At 65.3% G+C, this 17,470-nt stretch carries 16 protein-coding genes; 8 read left to right on the forward strand and 8 right to left on the reverse strand.

Translation table 11 applies throughout. The annotated features are described in order from the left end of the window. Position 1 precedes the first annotated feature (1 nt). From SSPN_RS56745 to SSPN_RS0115725, 5 genes are all read right to left on the reverse strand, one after another. Positions 2-817, reverse strand: a complete 816-nt coding sequence (locus SSPN_RS56745; RefSeq protein WP_010696101.1) for an ATP-binding cassette domain-containing protein — start codon at positions 815-817, stop codon at positions 2-4. Then, the gene (locus SSPN_RS0115710; RefSeq protein WP_010696102.1) at positions 814-2,022 is read right to left on the reverse strand and encodes a sugar ABC transporter permease; all 1,209 of its coding nucleotides are present in this window, start codon (positions 2,020-2,022) and stop codon (positions 814-816) included. The genes SSPN_RS56745 and SSPN_RS0115710 overlap by 4 nt, the downstream gene beginning before the upstream one ends. A gap of 35 nt (positions 2,023-2,057) precedes the next feature. Further along, entirely contained in the window at positions 2,058-3,230 is a 1,173-nt protein-coding gene (locus SSPN_RS0115715) for a sugar ABC transporter substrate-binding protein (protein ID WP_010696103.1), read from the reverse strand. Positions 3,231-3,382: 152 nt separating this feature from the next. After that, on the reverse strand, positions 3,383-3,850 hold the full coding sequence (locus SSPN_RS0115720; RefSeq protein ID WP_010696104.1) for a hypothetical protein: 468 nt from the start codon (positions 3,848-3,850) through the stop codon (positions 3,383-3,385). Continuing rightward, positions 3,847-5,490, reverse strand: coding sequence for a GMC family oxidoreductase (locus SSPN_RS0115725; RefSeq protein ID WP_010696105.1), 1,644 nt, complete (start codon positions 5,488-5,490; stop codon positions 3,847-3,849). Before SSPN_RS0115725 ends, SSPN_RS0115720 begins: the two co-directional genes overlap by 4 nt. A 195-nt stretch (positions 5,491-5,685) precedes the next feature. On the opposite strand from SSPN_RS0115725, the gene SSPN_RS48905 reads away from it, so the two are divergent. Next, positions 5,686-6,360 carry a GntR family transcriptional regulator gene (locus tag SSPN_RS48905; protein ID WP_010696106.1) on the forward strand — a complete coding sequence of 225 codons (675 nt, stop codon included), beginning with the start codon at positions 5,686-5,688 and terminating at the stop codon, positions 6,358-6,360. Positions 6,361-6,415: 55 nt separating this feature from the next. Here SSPN_RS48905 and SSPN_RS0115735 read toward each other — a convergent pair whose 3' ends face one another. Then, positions 6,416-7,204 (reverse strand): putative hydro-lyase, encoded by a 789-nt coding sequence (locus SSPN_RS0115735; protein ID WP_010696107.1) that lies wholly within the window; start codon positions 7,202-7,204, stop codon positions 6,416-6,418. Positions 7,205-7,273: 69 nt separating this feature from the next. Next, on the reverse strand, positions 7,274-8,179 hold the full coding sequence (locus tag SSPN_RS0115740) for a glutamate cyclase domain-containing protein (RefSeq protein WP_237710557.1): 906 nt from the start codon (positions 8,177-8,179) through the stop codon (positions 7,274-7,276). Positions 8,180-8,357: 178 nt separating this feature from the next. Between SSPN_RS0115740 and SSPN_RS0115745 the strand changes: the two genes are divergently transcribed. The 7 genes from SSPN_RS0115745 (at position 8,358) to SSPN_RS0115770 (ending at position 14,448) form a co-directional block, all read left to right on the forward strand. Next, a complete protein-coding gene (locus SSPN_RS0115745) occupies positions 8,358-9,140 on the forward strand; it encodes a GntR family transcriptional regulator (protein ID WP_010696109.1) in 783 nt (260 codons plus the stop codon). 50 nt (positions 9,141-9,190) lie between these two features. Continuing rightward, positions 9,191-10,054, forward strand: a complete 864-nt coding sequence (locus SSPN_RS0115750) for a fumarylacetoacetate hydrolase family protein (RefSeq protein ID WP_010696110.1) — start codon at positions 9,191-9,193, stop codon at positions 10,052-10,054. Next, complete coding sequence (locus SSPN_RS0115755) at positions 10,051-11,373, forward strand: type III PLP-dependent enzyme domain-containing protein (protein ID WP_010696111.1); 1,323 nt, start codon at positions 10,051-10,053, stop codon at positions 11,371-11,373. Before SSPN_RS0115750 ends, SSPN_RS0115755 begins: the two co-directional genes overlap by 4 nt. A gap of 101 nt (positions 11,374-11,474) precedes the next feature. Further along, positions 11,475-11,855, forward strand: a complete 381-nt coding sequence (locus tag SSPN_RS0115760) for a RidA family protein (protein ID WP_010696112.1) — start codon at positions 11,475-11,477, stop codon at positions 11,853-11,855. Positions 11,856-11,949: 94 nt separating this feature from the next. Further along, positions 11,950-12,726, forward strand: a complete 777-nt coding sequence (locus SSPN_RS0115765; RefSeq protein ID WP_010696113.1) for an SDR family oxidoreductase — start codon at positions 11,950-11,952, stop codon at positions 12,724-12,726. A 243-nt stretch (positions 12,727-12,969) separates the two neighbouring features. Further along, on the forward strand, positions 12,970-13,308 hold the full coding sequence (locus SSPN_RS62640) for a group II intron maturase-specific domain-containing protein (RefSeq protein WP_394378934.1): 339 nt from the start codon (positions 12,970-12,972) through the stop codon (positions 13,306-13,308). Between the two features lie 66 nt (positions 13,309-13,374). Next, positions 13,375-14,448 (forward strand): Gfo/Idh/MocA family protein, encoded by a 1,074-nt coding sequence (locus SSPN_RS0115770; protein WP_143539694.1) that lies wholly within the window; start codon positions 13,375-13,377, stop codon positions 14,446-14,448. A gap of 602 nt (positions 14,449-15,050) precedes the next feature. Here SSPN_RS0115770 and SSPN_RS0115775 read toward each other — a convergent pair. After that, the gene (locus SSPN_RS0115775; RefSeq protein WP_337466332.1) at positions 15,051-17,384 is read right to left on the reverse strand and encodes a LuxR C-terminal-related transcriptional regulator; all 2,334 of its coding nucleotides are present in this window, start codon (positions 17,382-17,384) and stop codon (positions 15,051-15,053) included. Positions 17,385-17,470 lie beyond the last annotated feature (86 nt).

Raw genomic sequence — 17,470 nt, forward strand, 5'->3', positions numbered from 1 at the left:
CTCATGACCTGGCCGGAAGAGCAGGGCCGCTTTCGGTGATGCTCTTGCCGGAGCCCTGCGGTCGCCCGGCTTCCTGGTCCGGGTGTCCCTCCATGAGCTGCAGCAACGTGGCCTCGCTGGTGGTCGCCGACTCCACACAGGTCGTGACCTCGCCGTGGCGCACTACGTACACCCGCGAGCAGGTGGTCAGCACGTCCGACAACCGGTGGCTGACCAGCATCACTGCCGTTCCCTCGCCCGGAAGCCGTCTGATCAGCTCCAGCAGCGGCTGTCCGGCGCCGACGGAGAGCGCGGCGGTCGGCTCGTCCATGACGATGAGCTTGGGTTGGAACGCTGTCGCACGACAGATGGCGACCATCTGACGCTGGCCGCCCGAAAGCGTGCTCACCGGGTCCAGCATGGAGGTCAGCTCGATGCCGAGCCTCTCCAGCAACTCGTGCGCTCCCCGGCGCATGGCCGAGTGCTTGAGTACACGGATGCCGCCCACTGACGACACGAGCTCGCGGCCGAGGTAGATGTTCTCGTAGACGTTCAGGTTGTCACAGAGCGCCAGGTCCTGGTAGACGATCTCGATCCCGTCACGACGCGCCTGCTCGGGGCTGGTCGCCTGTCGCTCCTTGCCGGCGAACAACAGCTGACCAGCGGTGTGGCCGATACTCCCGGCGACGAGCTTCATCAGGGTGGACTTGCCAGCACCGTTGTCACCGGCGAACCCGACGATCTCCCGTTCACCGATGTGGAAAGTTGCGTTGCGGAGAGCCGTGACGTCGCCGTACTTCTTCTGCAGGTTGATGGCCTCGATAACGTTGGTGCTCACAGGAGTCCCTCCTTGCGCGTGCGACGGTCCGTGGCAACTGCCGCGACCAGCAACAACCCTGTCGCCACGAGCTGCCAGAACGTATTGACTCCGGCGAGGCTCAGTCCGTTGGCGATGCTTCCCGTGAGGAAGGCGCCGAGCATCGTGCCACCGATGGTTCCGCGGCCGCCGAAAAGGCTCGTGCCTCCGATCACCGCGGCGCTGATGGCCGCCATCTCCATGAGCTCGGCCGTCGAGGGTGGACCCGCGTCCAGTCGCGCAGCCTGGATCAGCGCTCCGATCGACGTCAGCAGGCCGGCGACCACGAAGAGGACCACGAGGATGCGCTTCGTCTTGATGCCCGTGCGGCGAGCAGCTTCGGGGTTGCCGCCAACGGCGTAGATGTGTCGGCCGAAGCGGGTCTGACTGGCCACGAACGACGCTACGGCGACGGCCACCAGCACGAGGAGCACAGGGTAGGGGATGCCCTGATAGAGACCGAACGCCCACAGTGCCAAGAAGGCGCCCAAGCAGATCGCCACCAGGGACAGCAGTTGCGACGCACGAAATCCGCTTCTGCGCACGTCCGCGATCATGCGACGTCCGCGGTATACCAGCACGGCTGCCGCCAGGACGAAGATGAGGATCACGCTCGGCAACGGGCTGAGCCCACCGTTGCCGAGAGTGAACATCGTCGATCCGAGGCCGGAGACAGTGCTGCCGTCGGAGATCAGGTAGCCCGCGCCCCGGAGGTAGCTGAAGGCACCCAGCGTGGCGATGAACGCGGGAATACCGACCGCGGTGACCAGGACGCCGTTGACGAGTCCGGAGAAAAGGCCGATCCCGATCGCGACGGCGACCGTGACCCCGAACCCCCAGCCGTGGATGACTTCCGACTGGGCGATCATTACCGCGATCAGCGCGATCAGCGCCCCGCTCGAGAGGTCGATCTGCCGGGCGACCAGCAGCCACGTCACACCGAGGGCTACGAGCGCCGTGACGCTCACCTGCACCGACAGGTTGGTGAGGTTGCGCGGAGTTACGAAGACCCCACCGGTGACCTGCTGGAACACCACCCAGACCAGCGCGATGACCGCTACGAGGGCGAGCAGGCGCCAGGTGGTGGACTCGGCCTCGCGCGAGTACGTCAGCAACTTCCGCGGGTCCTTGCGCACCGTGACCGGTGCTCCCGCCGCGGTCGCGGGTTCGTCGACTGAGGTAGACATAATGGAGATCCTCAACTGTTGACTGTTGAAGTGAGCTACTTGACCAGTTCGGCGGCACCAGGGGGCAGCTGCGAGGCCGGGATGTTGCCGAAGGCGACCTTTGCGTCGACGTAGGCCGGCGAATACTGCTTGACGTGCTCCACGACGTTTTCCTTCGTGATGATTCGACTGTCCATCGGGAACCACGGAACCTGGCCACCGCCCAGGTCGTAGGTTTTACCCTCGGCGATGTTCTCCCCCTTGGCCAGCTTCACGGACAGCTCAGCGGCGCGTCGGCCCATCTGGTCGTACGGGGTGAACACCGACATCTGCTGCTCGCCGAGCACGATCGCCCGGCAGGCTTCACTGGTGGCGTCCAGCCCCGAGACGAAGGCCTTCGTGGCTAACCCCTGGGCCCGCAGGGACTGAATGGCACCGCCGGCCAAGCCGTCGTTGTTGCACAGCACCGCAACCACGTCGTTGTGCGCGGCCGTCAGCGAGTCCTCGACCTGCTTGCGCGCCGACTCGGGATCCCAACCGGCGTGGAATTTCTGGCTCACGATTTTGACCTTGCCCGAGTCGAGGGCGGGCTTTAGCGCCTCCATGTAGCCCTGGGTGATGTCGACGGCGACCTGGTCACCCGGCTGACCTGAGCAGATGATGAAGTTCCCGTTGAGCCCACCGAGGAACTTGTCCGCCGCCGCGACCATGTCACGGCCGGCCTGGACGTTGTCGCGCGACACATAGCCGCCGAGGTCCTTGGACGGGATGGCCTGGTTATACGCGAGGATGGGAACGTTGGCCGCCTTGGCCTTCCTTACCAGGGCTACCCCGGCCTCAGCGTCCACGGCCATCAGGCAGAGAGCGGCGATGTTCTGGCTGAGCAGGTTCGTCACGTTCTCGAGCTGCTTGTCGACGTTGCTGTCGGCCTGCTGGCTGATGACCTCATAACCCTGCGCGCTCGCCGCGTTGGTGAAGTTGGGCAGATCGACCTTGACGTACCGGGGGACGGTGAACGTGGAGAGCGCGAATCCAAGTTTCTTGGAACCATTGCCCGGCCCTGCGGCGCTCCCGAGCTGTCCGCAGCCAGCAAGCAGACCGCCGGCACCGAGCGCAGCGGCGGCGGACAGCCCGAGGAAACCACGGCGACCCAGCATGGTGCCAGTGCCGACCCCGCCGTAGCGCGTAGCCGTGGTGTCCTGAGTCGTGGTGAACAAGTGCTTACCCATGAAGCGTGCCTTTCGGGATAAAAGTGCGGCAGTTTGGGGATGTTGTCGAGACTCCGTGGAGCCACGAGACCGAGGAAGCCGCGCCGCACACCTACGTCGGCGCGATGGGTGCACACACTCGAACGACCTGTCGGACAAGTGCAGCGTGTTGCCTAGCCCGTGGATGTGGGCCGGAACCGTGGGCCGCGTTCAGCGACGCGCATCAACATGTCTAGGTACTGCCCGGTGTCATCGGCCAAAGTCTGCGCCTCCTGGCCGGGGTAGCCAATCGTCTTCTTGACGACCGGCGACATGAGGTACGCGCCAGCGACGAGCTTGCCGAAGGAGTCGAAGTCAGGCGCCGAGTCCCGCGCAAGGTCCGCGAGAGCCTGCTCAGGATTCGAGCCGAGGAGCTCATCGTCCACCCGGTCCAGGATTCTGCACAACGGCTCGGCGAGATCCGGGCGGTAGGCCAGGGCCTGCGCGAGTCGTTCGTCGTCGAGCACGACCGACGAGCCCGAGGGGAACGAGCCGTTCGCCGGAATCATCACGTCGACCAGGTCCCGCAGACGCTTCTCCTGGTCGGCTGAGAGGGGAACAATCTCTGGGCGTGCTACGTGGAGCTCGAACCACTCGGTCATACGTGCGTCGCCACCTTCTGCTGCGCCCTGTTCTTGATCATGTGCTCCACTCCCCGTAGGGCGAGCGCCATGATCGTGTTGGTGGGATTGACTCCGAACGACGTGACGAACGTGCTGCCGTCCAGGATGTAGAGGTTCGGGACGTCGTGGCTCTGGCCGTAGGAGTCGACGACACTGCTGGCCGGGTCATCGCCCATCCTGGCCGTACCGAGCAGGTGGTATCCGGAGTCACGCATCAGCGAGGTCTCGCTGGTGGAGATTGCCCCGGAGGCCAGGTGTGCCTCCCGCATCCGATTGACATGGAACGCCAGCTTCGCGCTGGTGTCCTCCGAGGTCTTGTAGATCACCTTGGGGGCCGGGATACCGTCCGTGTCCGTCAGGTTGTTGGCCAGCAGCACCTGGTTGCTCTCGGCAGGGAGATCCTCCGCGATGACGCCCCACTCGAACGAGCGCCCGACCTCGCTGATTCTGTGGTGGAAGTTGGTGCCCCACTGGTCGGCCGGGGGACGACCGGCGTAGGCCGAGCGGTGCCCCTGGGGCCCCCCGGTAGGCATCGCATGCCATTTGCCGCCCCGCACGAAGCCACGAGACTTGTCCGTCTCGTAGAACTCCATCGAGATGATCGTCTGACCTGCCGGCCCGAGCCACGCCTCGAGCGGCTCCGCGTAAAGACCATCGACGCTGGCGTAGGGATGGATCATGAGGCGCTTGCCCACCTGGCCCGACGAGTTCGCCAGTCCGTTCGGGTGACGCGCCGAGGTGGACAGCTGCAAGAGCCGCGGCGTCCCGATGCCGTTGGCCGCCAGCACGACGACGTGGGCCCGCTGGCGGCGCTCACGTCCGTCGCGGTCGATGTAGATGGCCGAGTCCACCAGCCCGTTCGCATCGGTCGTCAGCTCCCGGACGCGCGCCCCCGTCACCAGACGCGCCCCGTCCGCTATGGCGTCCGGCCAGTGTGTGATGTCCGTGGTCGCCTTGGCCCCCTCGGGACAACCCGTCTGACACGTCCCCCGACGCACGCACGACTCGCGGCCGCGGTACCGCCGGGATGCGATCGCATTGGTCGCGGGCCACCAGTGCCAGCCCAGCTTGTCCATACCGCGCGCGGCGACCATCCCCACCCTCCCCAGGGGCAGGGGCGGCAACGGGTACCGGACACCATCCGGGTACGCAGGGTCGTCGGATAGGCCGGAGATCCCCATGACGTCGTCGATCCGCTCGTAGAACGGGGCGAGCTCCTCGTAGGTGAGCGGCCAGTCATCAGCGACCCCGTCCAGCGTGTAGACCCGGAAGTCCGACGGCGTCGCCCGGGTCCAGTGCGCTCCGTACAGGATCGTGCTGCCGCCGACGCCGCTGTACATCAGCGGATTGACGTCCGACTGCGAGACGTCGATTGGATAGTCGGACACACCCTGTCGCACGTTAGGATTGGGGTGCCAGGTTTGCTGCGAGCCCAGCTCCCACCCTGCGCTCGCGCCGAGGAACTCGCTGCGCGGGGTCCAACCACCTTGCTCGAGACAGACGGTAGAGAAGCCGCGGCGGGCGAGCTCGCTCACGACCACGGCACCTGAGGCGCCGGCACCGATGACGAGAACGTCGGCGACCTCGGGCAGATCCGGGCTGATCGGTTCGAAACGCATGTTCCATCTTTCGGTTGCCGCCACAGAGATGCGACGGGGCCTCTGATCACAACTGGCACTGCGTTACGCGAGGACCGTATTCCGTATCTCATATGCGGTCAAGGGCTCGCGGCTTACTTTCCGGGGCCGTGATCGAGTTTTGCTCGGCGAAACCCATGACCGTCGTCGAATATGAGATCGGCTAGGATTCGCGTCGTGACCGGCCTGAACCCCCTCGAGCCCCGGAATGAGAACCTGACAGATCTGGTCTTCGACTCCATCCGTGAAGCCATCGTCGACCAGACCCTCCCGCCGGGCAGCAGGGTGAGCGAGCAGCGCATCGCGAGCCAGCTCAACGTCAGCAAGACGCCTGTGCGCGAGGGACTTCTGAGACTGCGCCACATCGGTCTCGTCAAGTCTTTCGAGCGTGGACTGCGTGTGGTCACGCCTTCGGTCCACGCGATCCGCAACGCCTACGAGTTCCGCGCCGGCATCGAGCGAACGGCGGCGTACTACGCCGCGCACCGGGCCGACAACGCGCAGCGCGAGGAACTGATGAAGCTTGCGCGGACCTCGCTCGACGCCGCGACAGCAGGGAACGCACTGGGGTTCCGGGCGTCGGACCGAGCCTTTCACCGTCTCATCGCCACGGCCGCCGACAACGACGTGCTGATCCGCGCTGTCGAGGACACGCTGACGCTCACCACCGTGCTACGAGAACGCGACGTGCCCTCGACGGGCGACTCGGTGTCCTGCGCCCATGAGCACATTGCGATCGCCCAGCACATCCTGGCCGGCGCGGCAGACGAGGCCCAGAAGGAGGCCGGCGACCACGTTCTGCACGTGATGTCCCTGGTCCTTGCGGCCCACACCGCACTGGCGCAGCCCTAGGGCGGCGCCTGATGAGGCGGGGCCCGGGTGGACGGCACCACCCCGGGGCCCCGCCTCACTCGGAGTCGATCCGCATTCCGGTCACGAACATGTGACCCGTCGAGTGCGTGATCATTAGCTCGGTCTTCGCCTCGATCGCCGCCTGCTGCGGGGTCACGCCGCAGGCCCAGAACACCGGCACGTCGCCCGGCTCCATACGCACTCGTTCACCCCAGTCAGGTTCATCAACGTTGTCGATGCCCAACTTCTCAGGGGAGCCGATGTGCACGGGGCCCCCGTGCACCTCGGGATGCGCATGCGTGATGGTGACAGCCTCCGCCACCCGGTCCGGGGGCATGGGACGCATTGAAACCACTAGCTTCCCCCGGAACTGGCCTGCGGGCACACACTCACGGTTGCTGAGGTAAACCGGGCCGTTGATCCCCTGGTCGATGTGCCGGATCGGGAGTCCGGCATCGAGCAGCAAGTGCTCGAAGGAGAAGCTGCAGCCAAGCAGGAACGCGACCATGTCGTCGGTCCACAGGTCAACGACGTCACTGCGCTCCTCCACCAGCGCCCCTTCCCGGTACACGCTGTATTTGGGCAGGTCGGTGCGGAGGTCAGCACCAGGGGCGGTCAGCTTCGGCTCCGGATCTCCCGCGTCGGTGACCTCGAGGATCGGGCACGGCTTGGGGTTCCGCTGGGCGAACCGCATGAAGTCGAACGCGTCATCCTGGGGCAGCATCACGAGGTTGGCCTGCACGAATCCATGACAGATCCCGGACGTGGGCCTCGCCCACGCATTCGCGCGGTTGGCACGCCATGCCTCGATGGGCTCCGCGTGCTGCAGATCAACGAACTCCATCGATGACTTCCCCTTCCCGGCGATGATGACGAAGGCTGGCAACCGAGGGTTGCCCGCTACGGGTGGCCGTCACTGGTCTGCCACCCAGGGGTCGCCGAGCAGGCTCTGGTGAACGATTCCGGAGATCAGCTCGGCATGCGCGGCGACGAAACGCAGTGGGATCCCGTCGTCGCCTTGGAACGCGGGATCGTCAACGCCGCCGCTGCGTAGACCTGCGCGCAGCCCCAGCTCGGTCCACTCGCGCACCAGATCCCCGGTGACTGCCAGGTTTGCGCGTCGAGCCAGGATGGCCACCGCACCGGTGATGACGTAGCAGCCCAAATTCGACACGGATGCAGGCAGCAGATGATCCACCGTCGTGGACGCGAAGAATCCGCCCTCAACGCTGACGCCTCGCGGAGTCAGCGCCTCGGACTCGGCGGCAATGTTGCCGAACCCGATCTCGTTGCCGTTGTCTCCCACGGCCAGCGTCAGAGCACCGTTGTCCGTGGCGGCGCGAAGGTAGTCGTCGGCAAACAGATCACCGGCGGTGACCGGCGTGCCCCAGATCAGATGACGGCCGCCAACAGAGTTCTGCCCCAGCTTCTCGATGGCGGCGACGACGCCGAACTGCGCCGCGAACTCCCGGGCCTCGGCCGCGCTGGAGAATCGGGACTCCATCAAGGTCACGCCATCCAGGCCCGCAGCGTCGACCAGCTTCTCCACCGGGCCGACGGCCTCTGGGTCGATGACGATGGTCACCTCGCTACCAAGACCGGCGAGCGTGCGCGCGAGTGCCAGAGAGCCGATGGGGCCGTCCACCTCCCCCTGCGGGAACCGGCCTTCCTCGACCAGACCCGTGACGATCAACGCCTTTTCACCCTGTCGACGCAGCAGAGAGCGCGCGATCGCAAGGCTGATCGGCTCCGACCGCTCACCCCGCGCCAGCGTGTAGAACGGGCTCACGATGCCGGCCGGGCTCGTCGGCGGACGCATCTCGATCGTGGCCAGTCGATCCAGGCTCTCGAAGGCCGGGTGCGACTCGGGCTTCATCAGCTCTCCCTCGGTATACGACATATCCCAAGGACTTCATCCGCTACGGAGTCCCGCCTCGGGCGGTTGCTTACGCGGTGAGGACCATATACCGTATTCCACTGTCCAAGGAAGGGGGACGATGGAACCGAATCAGCCACGCACTGCGGGCACGCTGAACATGGTGGAGCTGCACCATCGCCCAGCCGCCGCAGACTCCGCGGTGGGGTCCGGCAACGGTATGCTCGCACCCCTCGACGCACGCGTCGACAATCTGACAGATCGGGTCTTCGAGGCCATCCGCGACAGCATCGTAAGTCAGGCACTCCCACCTGGGCGTCGTGTGAGCGAGGCCAAGCTCGCGGCCGAGCTGAATGTCAGCAAGACCCCCGTGCGCGAGGCGCTTCTCCGCTTGCGGCACGTGGGCCTGGTCGAGGCTGCCCCGAAGGGGCTGCGCGTCATCAGCGCCTCGGTCCGCGCCATTCGCGACGCCTACGAGCACCGGGCGGGGCTGGAGAGCTCGGCAGCCTGGTTCACCGCACATCGGGCTACCAGCGCCCAACGGGAGAGGCTCCACGAGGTCGCCACCTCATCCCTGCGCGCGGCAGAGTCCGGCGACTCCGCCCAGTTCCGCGCCGAGGATCGCGTCTTCCACCACATCATCGCCGAGTTCTGCGGGAACGAGATCCTCCAGCGCGCGGTCGACAACGCCCTGGTGCTGACCGCTGTACTCCGAGAACGCGACACTCCCTCGACCGGTGACTCCATCTCCTGCGCCTCGGAGCACATCGCGACGGCATCCGCCGTTCTGGCTGGCGACGCCGACCGGGCAGCCCGGAACAACGCCGACCACATCCTCCACGTGATGTCGCTTGTCCTCTCCTCACACACGCAGCGCGGGAACGTGCCCCCGGGAACGAGTTAAACCAACTCCCCCACCCCCTACCTCACCATTCGACCGAAGGACGGGCTTTCGTGACCGAGCACCTGGCGACCATCACCGCTGCGGAAGGAGAGATCCCCGTTGTCGTGAGCGACCGCGGCGTCGCAGCAATCCGGGAGATAGACCCCGAGCTGGCGGTCACGACCATCATGGACGTGATCGCAGGAGACCACCTCGCGCGGCTGCGTGAGCGTGTCAAGAACGCCCCCGACCTCGCCTTCACACGCGTGGACGAGGTGCGGTTCACCGCGCCGTACCGATCCCCCCGGAAGATCTGGGGCATCGGTCTGAACTACGGCGATCACGCAGCGGACCTGAGCGAGTCGGCGCCCGACCAGCCGGCGTCCTTCGTGAAGTGCGACCACACGATCATCGGCCCGGATGAGCCGATCGTGATTCCGGCGCAGAGTGAGCGCACCACGTCCGAGGCTGAGATCGGGCTCATCATCGGCAGGACTTGCGAGAACGTCAGCGAGTCCGAGGCGATGGACTACGTGTGGGGGGTCACGACCATCCTGGACCAGACCGCCGAGGACATCTTGCGGATCAATCCGCGCTATCTCACCCGCTCGAAGAACTTCCGGACGTTCTTCTGCTTCGGACCGGAGCTCGTACCGCTCGATGAGGTGATAGAGAAGTTCGAAAGCTTGGACGACATCGAGATCTCGACGGTCAAGAACGGCGATGAGTTCAGGACCAACACGGTCGCCCACATGACCCACAAGCCCGCCAGCCTCGTGAGCTTCCACTCGAAGATGATGCCGCTGTTTCCGGGAGACATCATCTCCACCGGAACCCCTGGCGCGCTCGTCATCGGCGACGGAGACCGTGTGGAGTGCCGGATCGACGGCATCGGTCAGCTGACCACGACGGCGCGAAAGGCCACTACACGATGAGCACTCACGCGGTCGAGCAGCTCGACCGGACCCGACTCCTGCAATGTGCCGACGACCTCCGCGAGACCGTCCTCGACGACGCACTCAAGGGCGTGCCCCTGGGTGCTCGTGTGCTCCTCGGAGAGGTGGACCAGCAGAACTGGAACGTGGCCCGCGGAGACCTCGCCCTGCCGGTGACCACACTCCACGCACGCGCTATGAACGCCAACCTGGCGACTATGGAGGCGTACTGCGAGCGCAACAACGCGCTTCTCGCCCCGCACGGCAAGACCACCATGTCACCCCAGCTCTTCGCCCTTCAGGCGTCTCACGGTGCGTGGGCGTTCACGGCAGCGACGCCCACTCAGGTGGCCGTGATGCGCCGCTACGGGGTTCAGCGCATCATCCTGGCCAACGAACTCGTCGATGCTCCCGCGCTGCGTTGGGTGACTGCCGAAATCGCCAGCGACAGCTCGTTCGACTTCTACTGCCTGGTCGACGATGCGGACACGGTGCGGGCGATGTCCGATACCATCGCCGACTCCGGCCACGGGGTCACCCTCAACGTCCTCCTCGAGGTCGGAGTGCCTGGTGGCAGGTGTGGCGTGCGAGACCTCGACTCGGCGCTCGAGGTCGCCGCGGCGGTCGCCGCGACCGAGCATCTCCGGCTGGTCGGCGTCGAGGCCTACGAGGGCCTCGTGACCGGCGGCATGACACCGGAGGACCTCCATGCACTCGACACCTTCTTCGCTGGCGTCCGGTCGATCGTGCTCGAGCTGGCACGTCGCGACCTGTTCGACGCCAACCGCATCATCGTGACGGCAGGCGGAAGCTCGTACTTCGATCGTGTCGTCGCCGGACTCGGCTCGTGGGACGGTGTCCGCGACGACGTGGACCTAGTGCTTCGAAGCGGCTGTTACATCTCCCACGACGCCGGCAAGTACGAAAAGCTCTCGCCGCTCGCTGGCCGACGGGCCGAGCAGGAACCGCTCCGGCTCCACAACGCACTCACTGCATGGGCTTCCGTGCTGTCCCGGCCGGAGCCTGATCTCGCGATCCTGTCGATCGGGAAGCGCGACGCGGCCCATGACCTGACGCTGCCACAGCCACGCGAGCTGTTTCGCGCGGATGGCTCGAGGCAGCGGCTGCGGGAAGCGGAGACGTTCAAGCTGATGGACCAGCACGCCTTCGTTCGCGTTGCCCCCGGGCTCGCGATCGCTCCCGGAGACATCGTCGCTTTCGACATGTCCCACCCGTGCACGGCCTTCGACAAGCTCCCCTTCATCCCGATCATCGACGACGACTTCAACGTCGTCGACGGCGTCCTCACGTTCTTCTGACGGGGCTCAGGACCTCCTACGGGAGGCTCCGGTTGAACCGACCCCACAAGCTCCCGAAGTCAGTTGGACATGACCACCAGCCACAGAGAGGCCCCGACACCGTGTCCCGTCAGGCGTTCACAGACGTCGACCTTCCTCCCGCGGGAGGCCCTTACTCCGCCGCCGTACGCATCGGCAACATCGTGGCAATCGCCGGGCAGTGCGGCTACCTCGCCGACAGATCCCTCGCACCGGGTGGTCTGGAACCTCAGGTGCGCCGGGCATTCGAGAACCTCATGACCGCGCTGCGTTCAGCCGGCTGCAGCGAGGCAGACGTGATCACCGTGAATGTGTTCCTCGCTGACGGGGACGACTTCGACGCGATGAACGCGATCTACCGCGAGTACTTCAGCGAGCCCGGCCCGGCCCGGACGACCATCACCGCCGGTCTCCGACCCGGTGTCCTGTTCGAGGTCAGCGCTCAGGCCGTGGTAGGCGGCTGACCGGGCCACTGCCACTCCTCCCACCAATGTCCCTCCATCAACGGCGTGCCACGACTTTCCGGGCCGCCGTCACCCGAAACCGCAAGGACATGTCATGGATCTCGCAATCAATGGAAGAGTCGCCCTCGTACTCGGAGCCGGCGGCGGACTCGGTTCGGCCATTGCCGCCTCGCTAAGCCGGGAAGGCGCGCGTGTGGCGCTGGCCGACATCGACAAGGACGCGCTCACGGAGGTCGAGGCGTCCATGACCGGCGATAACATGAGCCTGGTCTGGGACTTGGCGAACCTGTCGGTCATCGATGAGAACGTCACCGCCGTCGAGAGCGAGCTCGGCCCGGTGGAGATCCTGGTCAACATCACCGGCGGCCCGCCGCCCACCCGTGTGTCCGGGCAGGACGCCACCCTGTGGCGTCGGCACTTCGAGGCGATGATCCTCTCCGTCGTCGCGATCACAGACCGCGTGCTCCCGGGCATGACCGAGCGGGGATGGGGCCGGATCATCACGTCGACTTCGTCCGGCGTCATCGCGCCCATCCCCAACCTCGGGTTGTCGAACGCCCTCCGCTCGAGTCTGGTGGGCTGGTCCAAGACACTGTCCGGTGAGGTGGCAAGCGACGGCATCACCAGCAACATCGTCGTTCCGGGGCGCATCGCCACTGCGCGCATCGCCCAGTTGGACCAGGCAAAGGCCGCACGGGAGAACCGCACTGCGGAGAACATCGCGAGGGAATCAGAGAGCTCTATTCCGGTCGGCCGCTACGGGCGGCGCGAGGAATTCGCCGACGCGGTCACATTTCTCGCCAGCGAGCGTGCCAGCTACATCACCGGATCCGTTGTCCGTGTCGATGGCGGACTGCTCCAGAACGTGTAACCCCGACAAACATCCTGTCTCCAGATCAGCGCAACCCGAAGCCATGTCCGCTCCTCGGGGTCACTGACGTCAGCGATCCCGAGCCCAAACTCATCACCTACGTGCGCTGATCTACGGTCATCCAGGGCTACCCACTCGCCAGCGGGATCACGATCAGCAGCACGGACCTCGCCTCCAGGGTGCACGCTGCGCGCGAGCGGTGCCGTCGGTTTTCGGGTCGCCGGCGACCCAGCTTTTCCCCACATTGAAAGCTATCCGGAACCGGATGCTGCCTGGAAGGCGTACTTCAGGTATGGATGCCCGAACGCGACCTTCAGCTACCTACGATCGTATCTCTGGAAAGAGGTCGTCCGGTGGCAGGAGCGCAAACACCGGCGTACTCCCTGGAAACAGCTACGCCGACGCTACGGCATCCAGCCAGCCGACGGCGATGTCGGGCTGTTCGATCCGGAAGGCCGGCTCGGGAGACGTGCAGCCGGGTGGGGAAGGAGCGCTGACAAAATCCTGACGACCTGGCACTACCAGGACAGCTCGTGGGCAAGCGAGATCAGGCGGGGTATGCGAAACCTCCGATCTTGCTAACAGTCAAGCGGCGACCCGTTTCATGGTCGTGTAATCCTCGCGGCCACCCGCGCTGGCCTCACGTCTGTGCGCCAGCGGAAATGTCGCACAGGCGCGGTATTCCCGAAAGGAACCCATCGAATCATGACGAACCGTCCCTTCCGCTGGTCGCTCGTGGGCGCCAGCGACATCGCCCGCGCATTTGTAGGCCCAGCGATCTCCGCCCAGCCTGACGCCGCGGTGGTCAGCGTCGTCAGCGGCGACCTGGCCCGAGCGCAGGATGTAGCGGCACCATTCGGCGCCCGGGGCCATGACGAACTCACCGTGGCGCTTAGCGATCCTGACGTCGACGCCGTGTACATCTCGAGTATCAACTCGGCACATCACGATCAAGCACTTGCGGCGATCGCAGCCGGCAAGCACGTCCTGTGCGAAAAACCGCTTGCCCTGACCGTCGCCGAGGCACAAGAACTTGTCGATGCCGCGGAGAAGGCAGGCGTAGTGTTCGCGACAAACCACCACATGCGCAACTCCGTGCCACATCGTTTGATCCGGGATGCAATCGCCGCCGGCGACATCGGCGAGCCGGTCGCAGTGAACGTCCGGAACGCGATCCGACTGCCGCCCGCCGCGCGGAGATGGCGGACGACCGATTCGGCAGCGGGCGCCGGAGTCGCACTCGACCTCACGGTGCACGACGCGGACTGTCTCCGGTTCGTACTCAATGCCGATCCGCTAACGGTCGTGGCCCATACCTCGTCCGGCCACATGACGAGGGTGGGAATCGATGAGACAATCTCCGGAAGCGCGGAGTTCGTCAGCGGTGTGCATGCTTCATTCGTGGAAAGCTTCGTGACCGGACATGCCCCCACATGCCTGGAGGTTTTCGGAACCGAAGGAGCGCTCATCGGCACGGGTATCCAGTCGATGTCACCGGTCGGCACGCTGACACACGTCGGTCCGGCCGGGTCCAGGAAGATCGATCTGGGTACCCGCGAGGACCTCTACGTCGTGGGTGTTCGACGGTTCATCGAGGCTGTGCGTGGCGAGGCCGAGCCCCCGGCCTCCGGCCAAGACGGGGTCTGGTCGTTGGCCTTCGCACGGGCGGCGCTGGAGGCTGCTCGGACCGGGCATCGGCAGACTGTGGGACAGGCTCGATGACGAAAGCTGGGCGCAGTTAGGCACAACAGATCATGCACAAGGACAACCGGGCATCGGCAGACGTGGCGATCGTCGGGTCCGGTGGAGGCTGACTGATCGTCGCCGGGGCGCTCGCTGGTCGCGGACTCGATGTGCTCGTGTTGGAACGGGACGAGTTTTTGGCTCAAGAGCCCGCTATCGACGTGTGCAAGGCTTCGCGCACGGGCACTACAAGCCGGACGAACGGTGGCTCGATGGTGCTGGGAGACCGTTCACACCGGCTACTCACTACTCGTCGGCGGCAACAGCCAAGGCCTACGAAGCTGGCCCGTGGCTCAATCTATACCGCGTAAGCTCGCCAACGGGTCCTATGTGGGCGGCCGCAACTACATGCAGCACCCGAACTCCGCGGTCATGGCCATCGGCAATGGCCAGCCTCCGATCATGGACCATACCTACTTCAACATGCGCCGTTGCGGGGGCCGCGGACGATTAGCTGAAGCGGATGTCCGCTTTCGGTATCGCAGACCTTGCCACGACGGGCGGTGTTGCCGGGCCGCGAACGGATCATGTGAGCCGGGCTGGCCCGAGAAGGGCATGGGCCAACAGAGCAGGTGACTACGTTATCTCTGCCCGGTCATCCAACTGATGACCTGTGCGCGCGAGGTAAAGCCCAGCTTGGAAAGGATGTTCTCGACGTGGGCCTCGGCTGTGCGCTGGGAAATGACCAGGTCAGCCGCAATCTCTTTGTTTGTTTTGCCAGCGGTGACCAGGGCAGCGACCTCGCGTTCTCGTTTTGTGAGAACCGGTTCGGTTTCCGGAGCCGAAGCGGCGGCCGCTTCGACCGGCGGTGGCTTCTCCCCAAGAGCATAGAAGATAGTCTGCTCCCGGTTCATCCGCGTCCCCTGGCCTCGGGCGGTTTCGTATTCGGTGTCTGTGAGTGCTTCCTGGGCGCGTGCCTTGGCCTGCTCACGCCAGGTCAGTAGCGTCTCGGATCCGAACAGCGGGGTGCCAATCAGTTCCCACATTTTATCCAACGCCCCGAAAAGGATCGCCGCGCGTTCAGGATTGCGTTCTGCGGCGGCGACCCAGGCCAGCAGTTCAACGCAGTCGCTGATCCCGAGTAGGTCGTTGAGTTCCCGCTTATTGCGGAGGGACCTGGACGCGGAGGCGGCTGCCTTGGTTGGGTCGCCCGCGGCCCACCAAGTGATCGCCATGTTCCACTCCGCCCACGATAGCCTCCAGCGCTCGCCAAGTTCTGTACAGATCTTGCGGCATTCGTGCAGAAGGACCATCGCCCGGTCAAGGTCTCCAAGCAGGCCCGCTGCCTGCGCTCGTATTGAGAAAATGGCTAAGGCGGGGCCGGTCCAGTGGCCAGTTGCGCGGTGGCGGGCCAGTGCCTCGTCGAGCAGTTGCGTGGCGCGAGTCAGGTTGTTGTCCCACATCTCCCGGTCGCCAAGAAACTGAGTCGCGTAGGTAAATTCCGTTTCGTCGCCCAGTTTCCGGGCCAGCTCGCGGCTTTCGTTAAGCAGGACCAGCGCCCCATCTCGGTCCCCTTGCCGGTGGGCAATCCATCCGGTGATCCACAGTGCGCGGGCACGCTGGCTGGTGGGTTCGGTCTCCAGGGCCAACGCCCTGTCCAGCCACATGCGGCCCTCCCTCAGATAGTCGCCAGCAGCCCAGTAGAACCACAGCGCGCTCACCATCCGCAACCCAACCGACGCCTCGCCAGGTGTGGTGAAGCAGTAGTCCAACGCTGCCCAGAAGTTGCCGCGCTCGGCGCGCAGACGCGCGAGCCAACCGGCTTGATGCGGGCCCGCGGACTCGGCATCGGACTGCTCGGCGAGATGCAGGTAGTAGTCGCGGTGCCGGCAGCGCAGAGCGTTTTCGGCACCCGCCTCGGTGAGCCGGTCGTGCCCGTATTGACGGATAGTCTCCAGCATCCGGTATCTCGTCTTCGTGCGCTCCTCGGTCCGGGTGAGCACGGACTTGTCGATCAGTCCCGCGAGAGCGGCGAAGACGTCATCATCGGTCAGCCCGTCGCCGGTGCAGACGTTTTCGGCTGCGTCGAGATCGAATTCGTCGGTGAAAACCGAACAGCGCGCCCACAACTGCTTCTCATGCTCATTGCACAGGTTGTAGCTCCAGTCGACGGCGGCGCGCAGGGTCTGATGCCGAGGATCGTCGGCGCGGTCGCCGGTGGTGAGCAGCCGGAATCGGTTCTCCATTCGCGTTAGAATTTGCCCGACTGAGAGCACGCGAACGCGCACGGCGGCGAGTTCGATCGCTAGGGGAATGCCGTCCAGCCTCCGGCATAACCTGGCCACGATCTGTTCGTTTTCTTCGTTGATGGTGAACCCTGGTAGCGCCGCCGCGGCACGCTGCTCGAACAAGGTCAACGCTTCACGCTGGTAGGGACGACCTTCCTGTTGTGACGTTGATGAATCGCTGCCAGCAGGCACGGACAGTGGCGGAACCGGCCAGGTCTGTTCCGCCACTATCCCTAAATGTTCTCGGCTGGTTGCAAGTATCCGCAACCGCGGGGCCGCGGCCAGCAGCACAGCGACTAGGCGGCTGCAGGCCCCCAGCAGGTGCTCGCAGTTGTCCAACACCAGCAAGACTTGCTTGTCCGCCAAGTAATCGACGAGCACGGCCTCCGGGGCACGTGTCGAACGGTCATGGATCCCAAGAGCAGCCGCGACCGCCTGCGGCACCAGCATGGGATCGCGAACGTTAGCCAGCTCCACCAGAAATGTCCCGGCGGAGAAGGCCCGCCGCACGTCGTGTGCGACGTGCAGCGCCAGCCGGGACTTCCCGATCCCGCCGAAACCAGTCAGGGTCACTAACCGTGAACTGGACAGCGCGCGCTTAACTCTTGTGGCCGCCTGACGGCGCCCCACAAAGCTCGTCACCTCATATGGGAGGCGACCAGCCTCCCGAACCGCAACCCCAGACACGACTCACCGCACCTCGGTAGAACTAGCGTTTTATTGTAGCCCGGTCATGGCTGGCAGCGCACTTACAGCTTGAACAACTGTTCGAA

The sequence above is a fragment of the Saccharopolyspora spinosa NRRL 18395 genome (assembly GCF_000194155.1).
In the GTDB taxonomy this organism is placed as follows: domain Bacteria; phylum Actinomycetota; class Actinomycetes; order Mycobacteriales; family Pseudonocardiaceae; genus Saccharopolyspora; species Saccharopolyspora spinosa.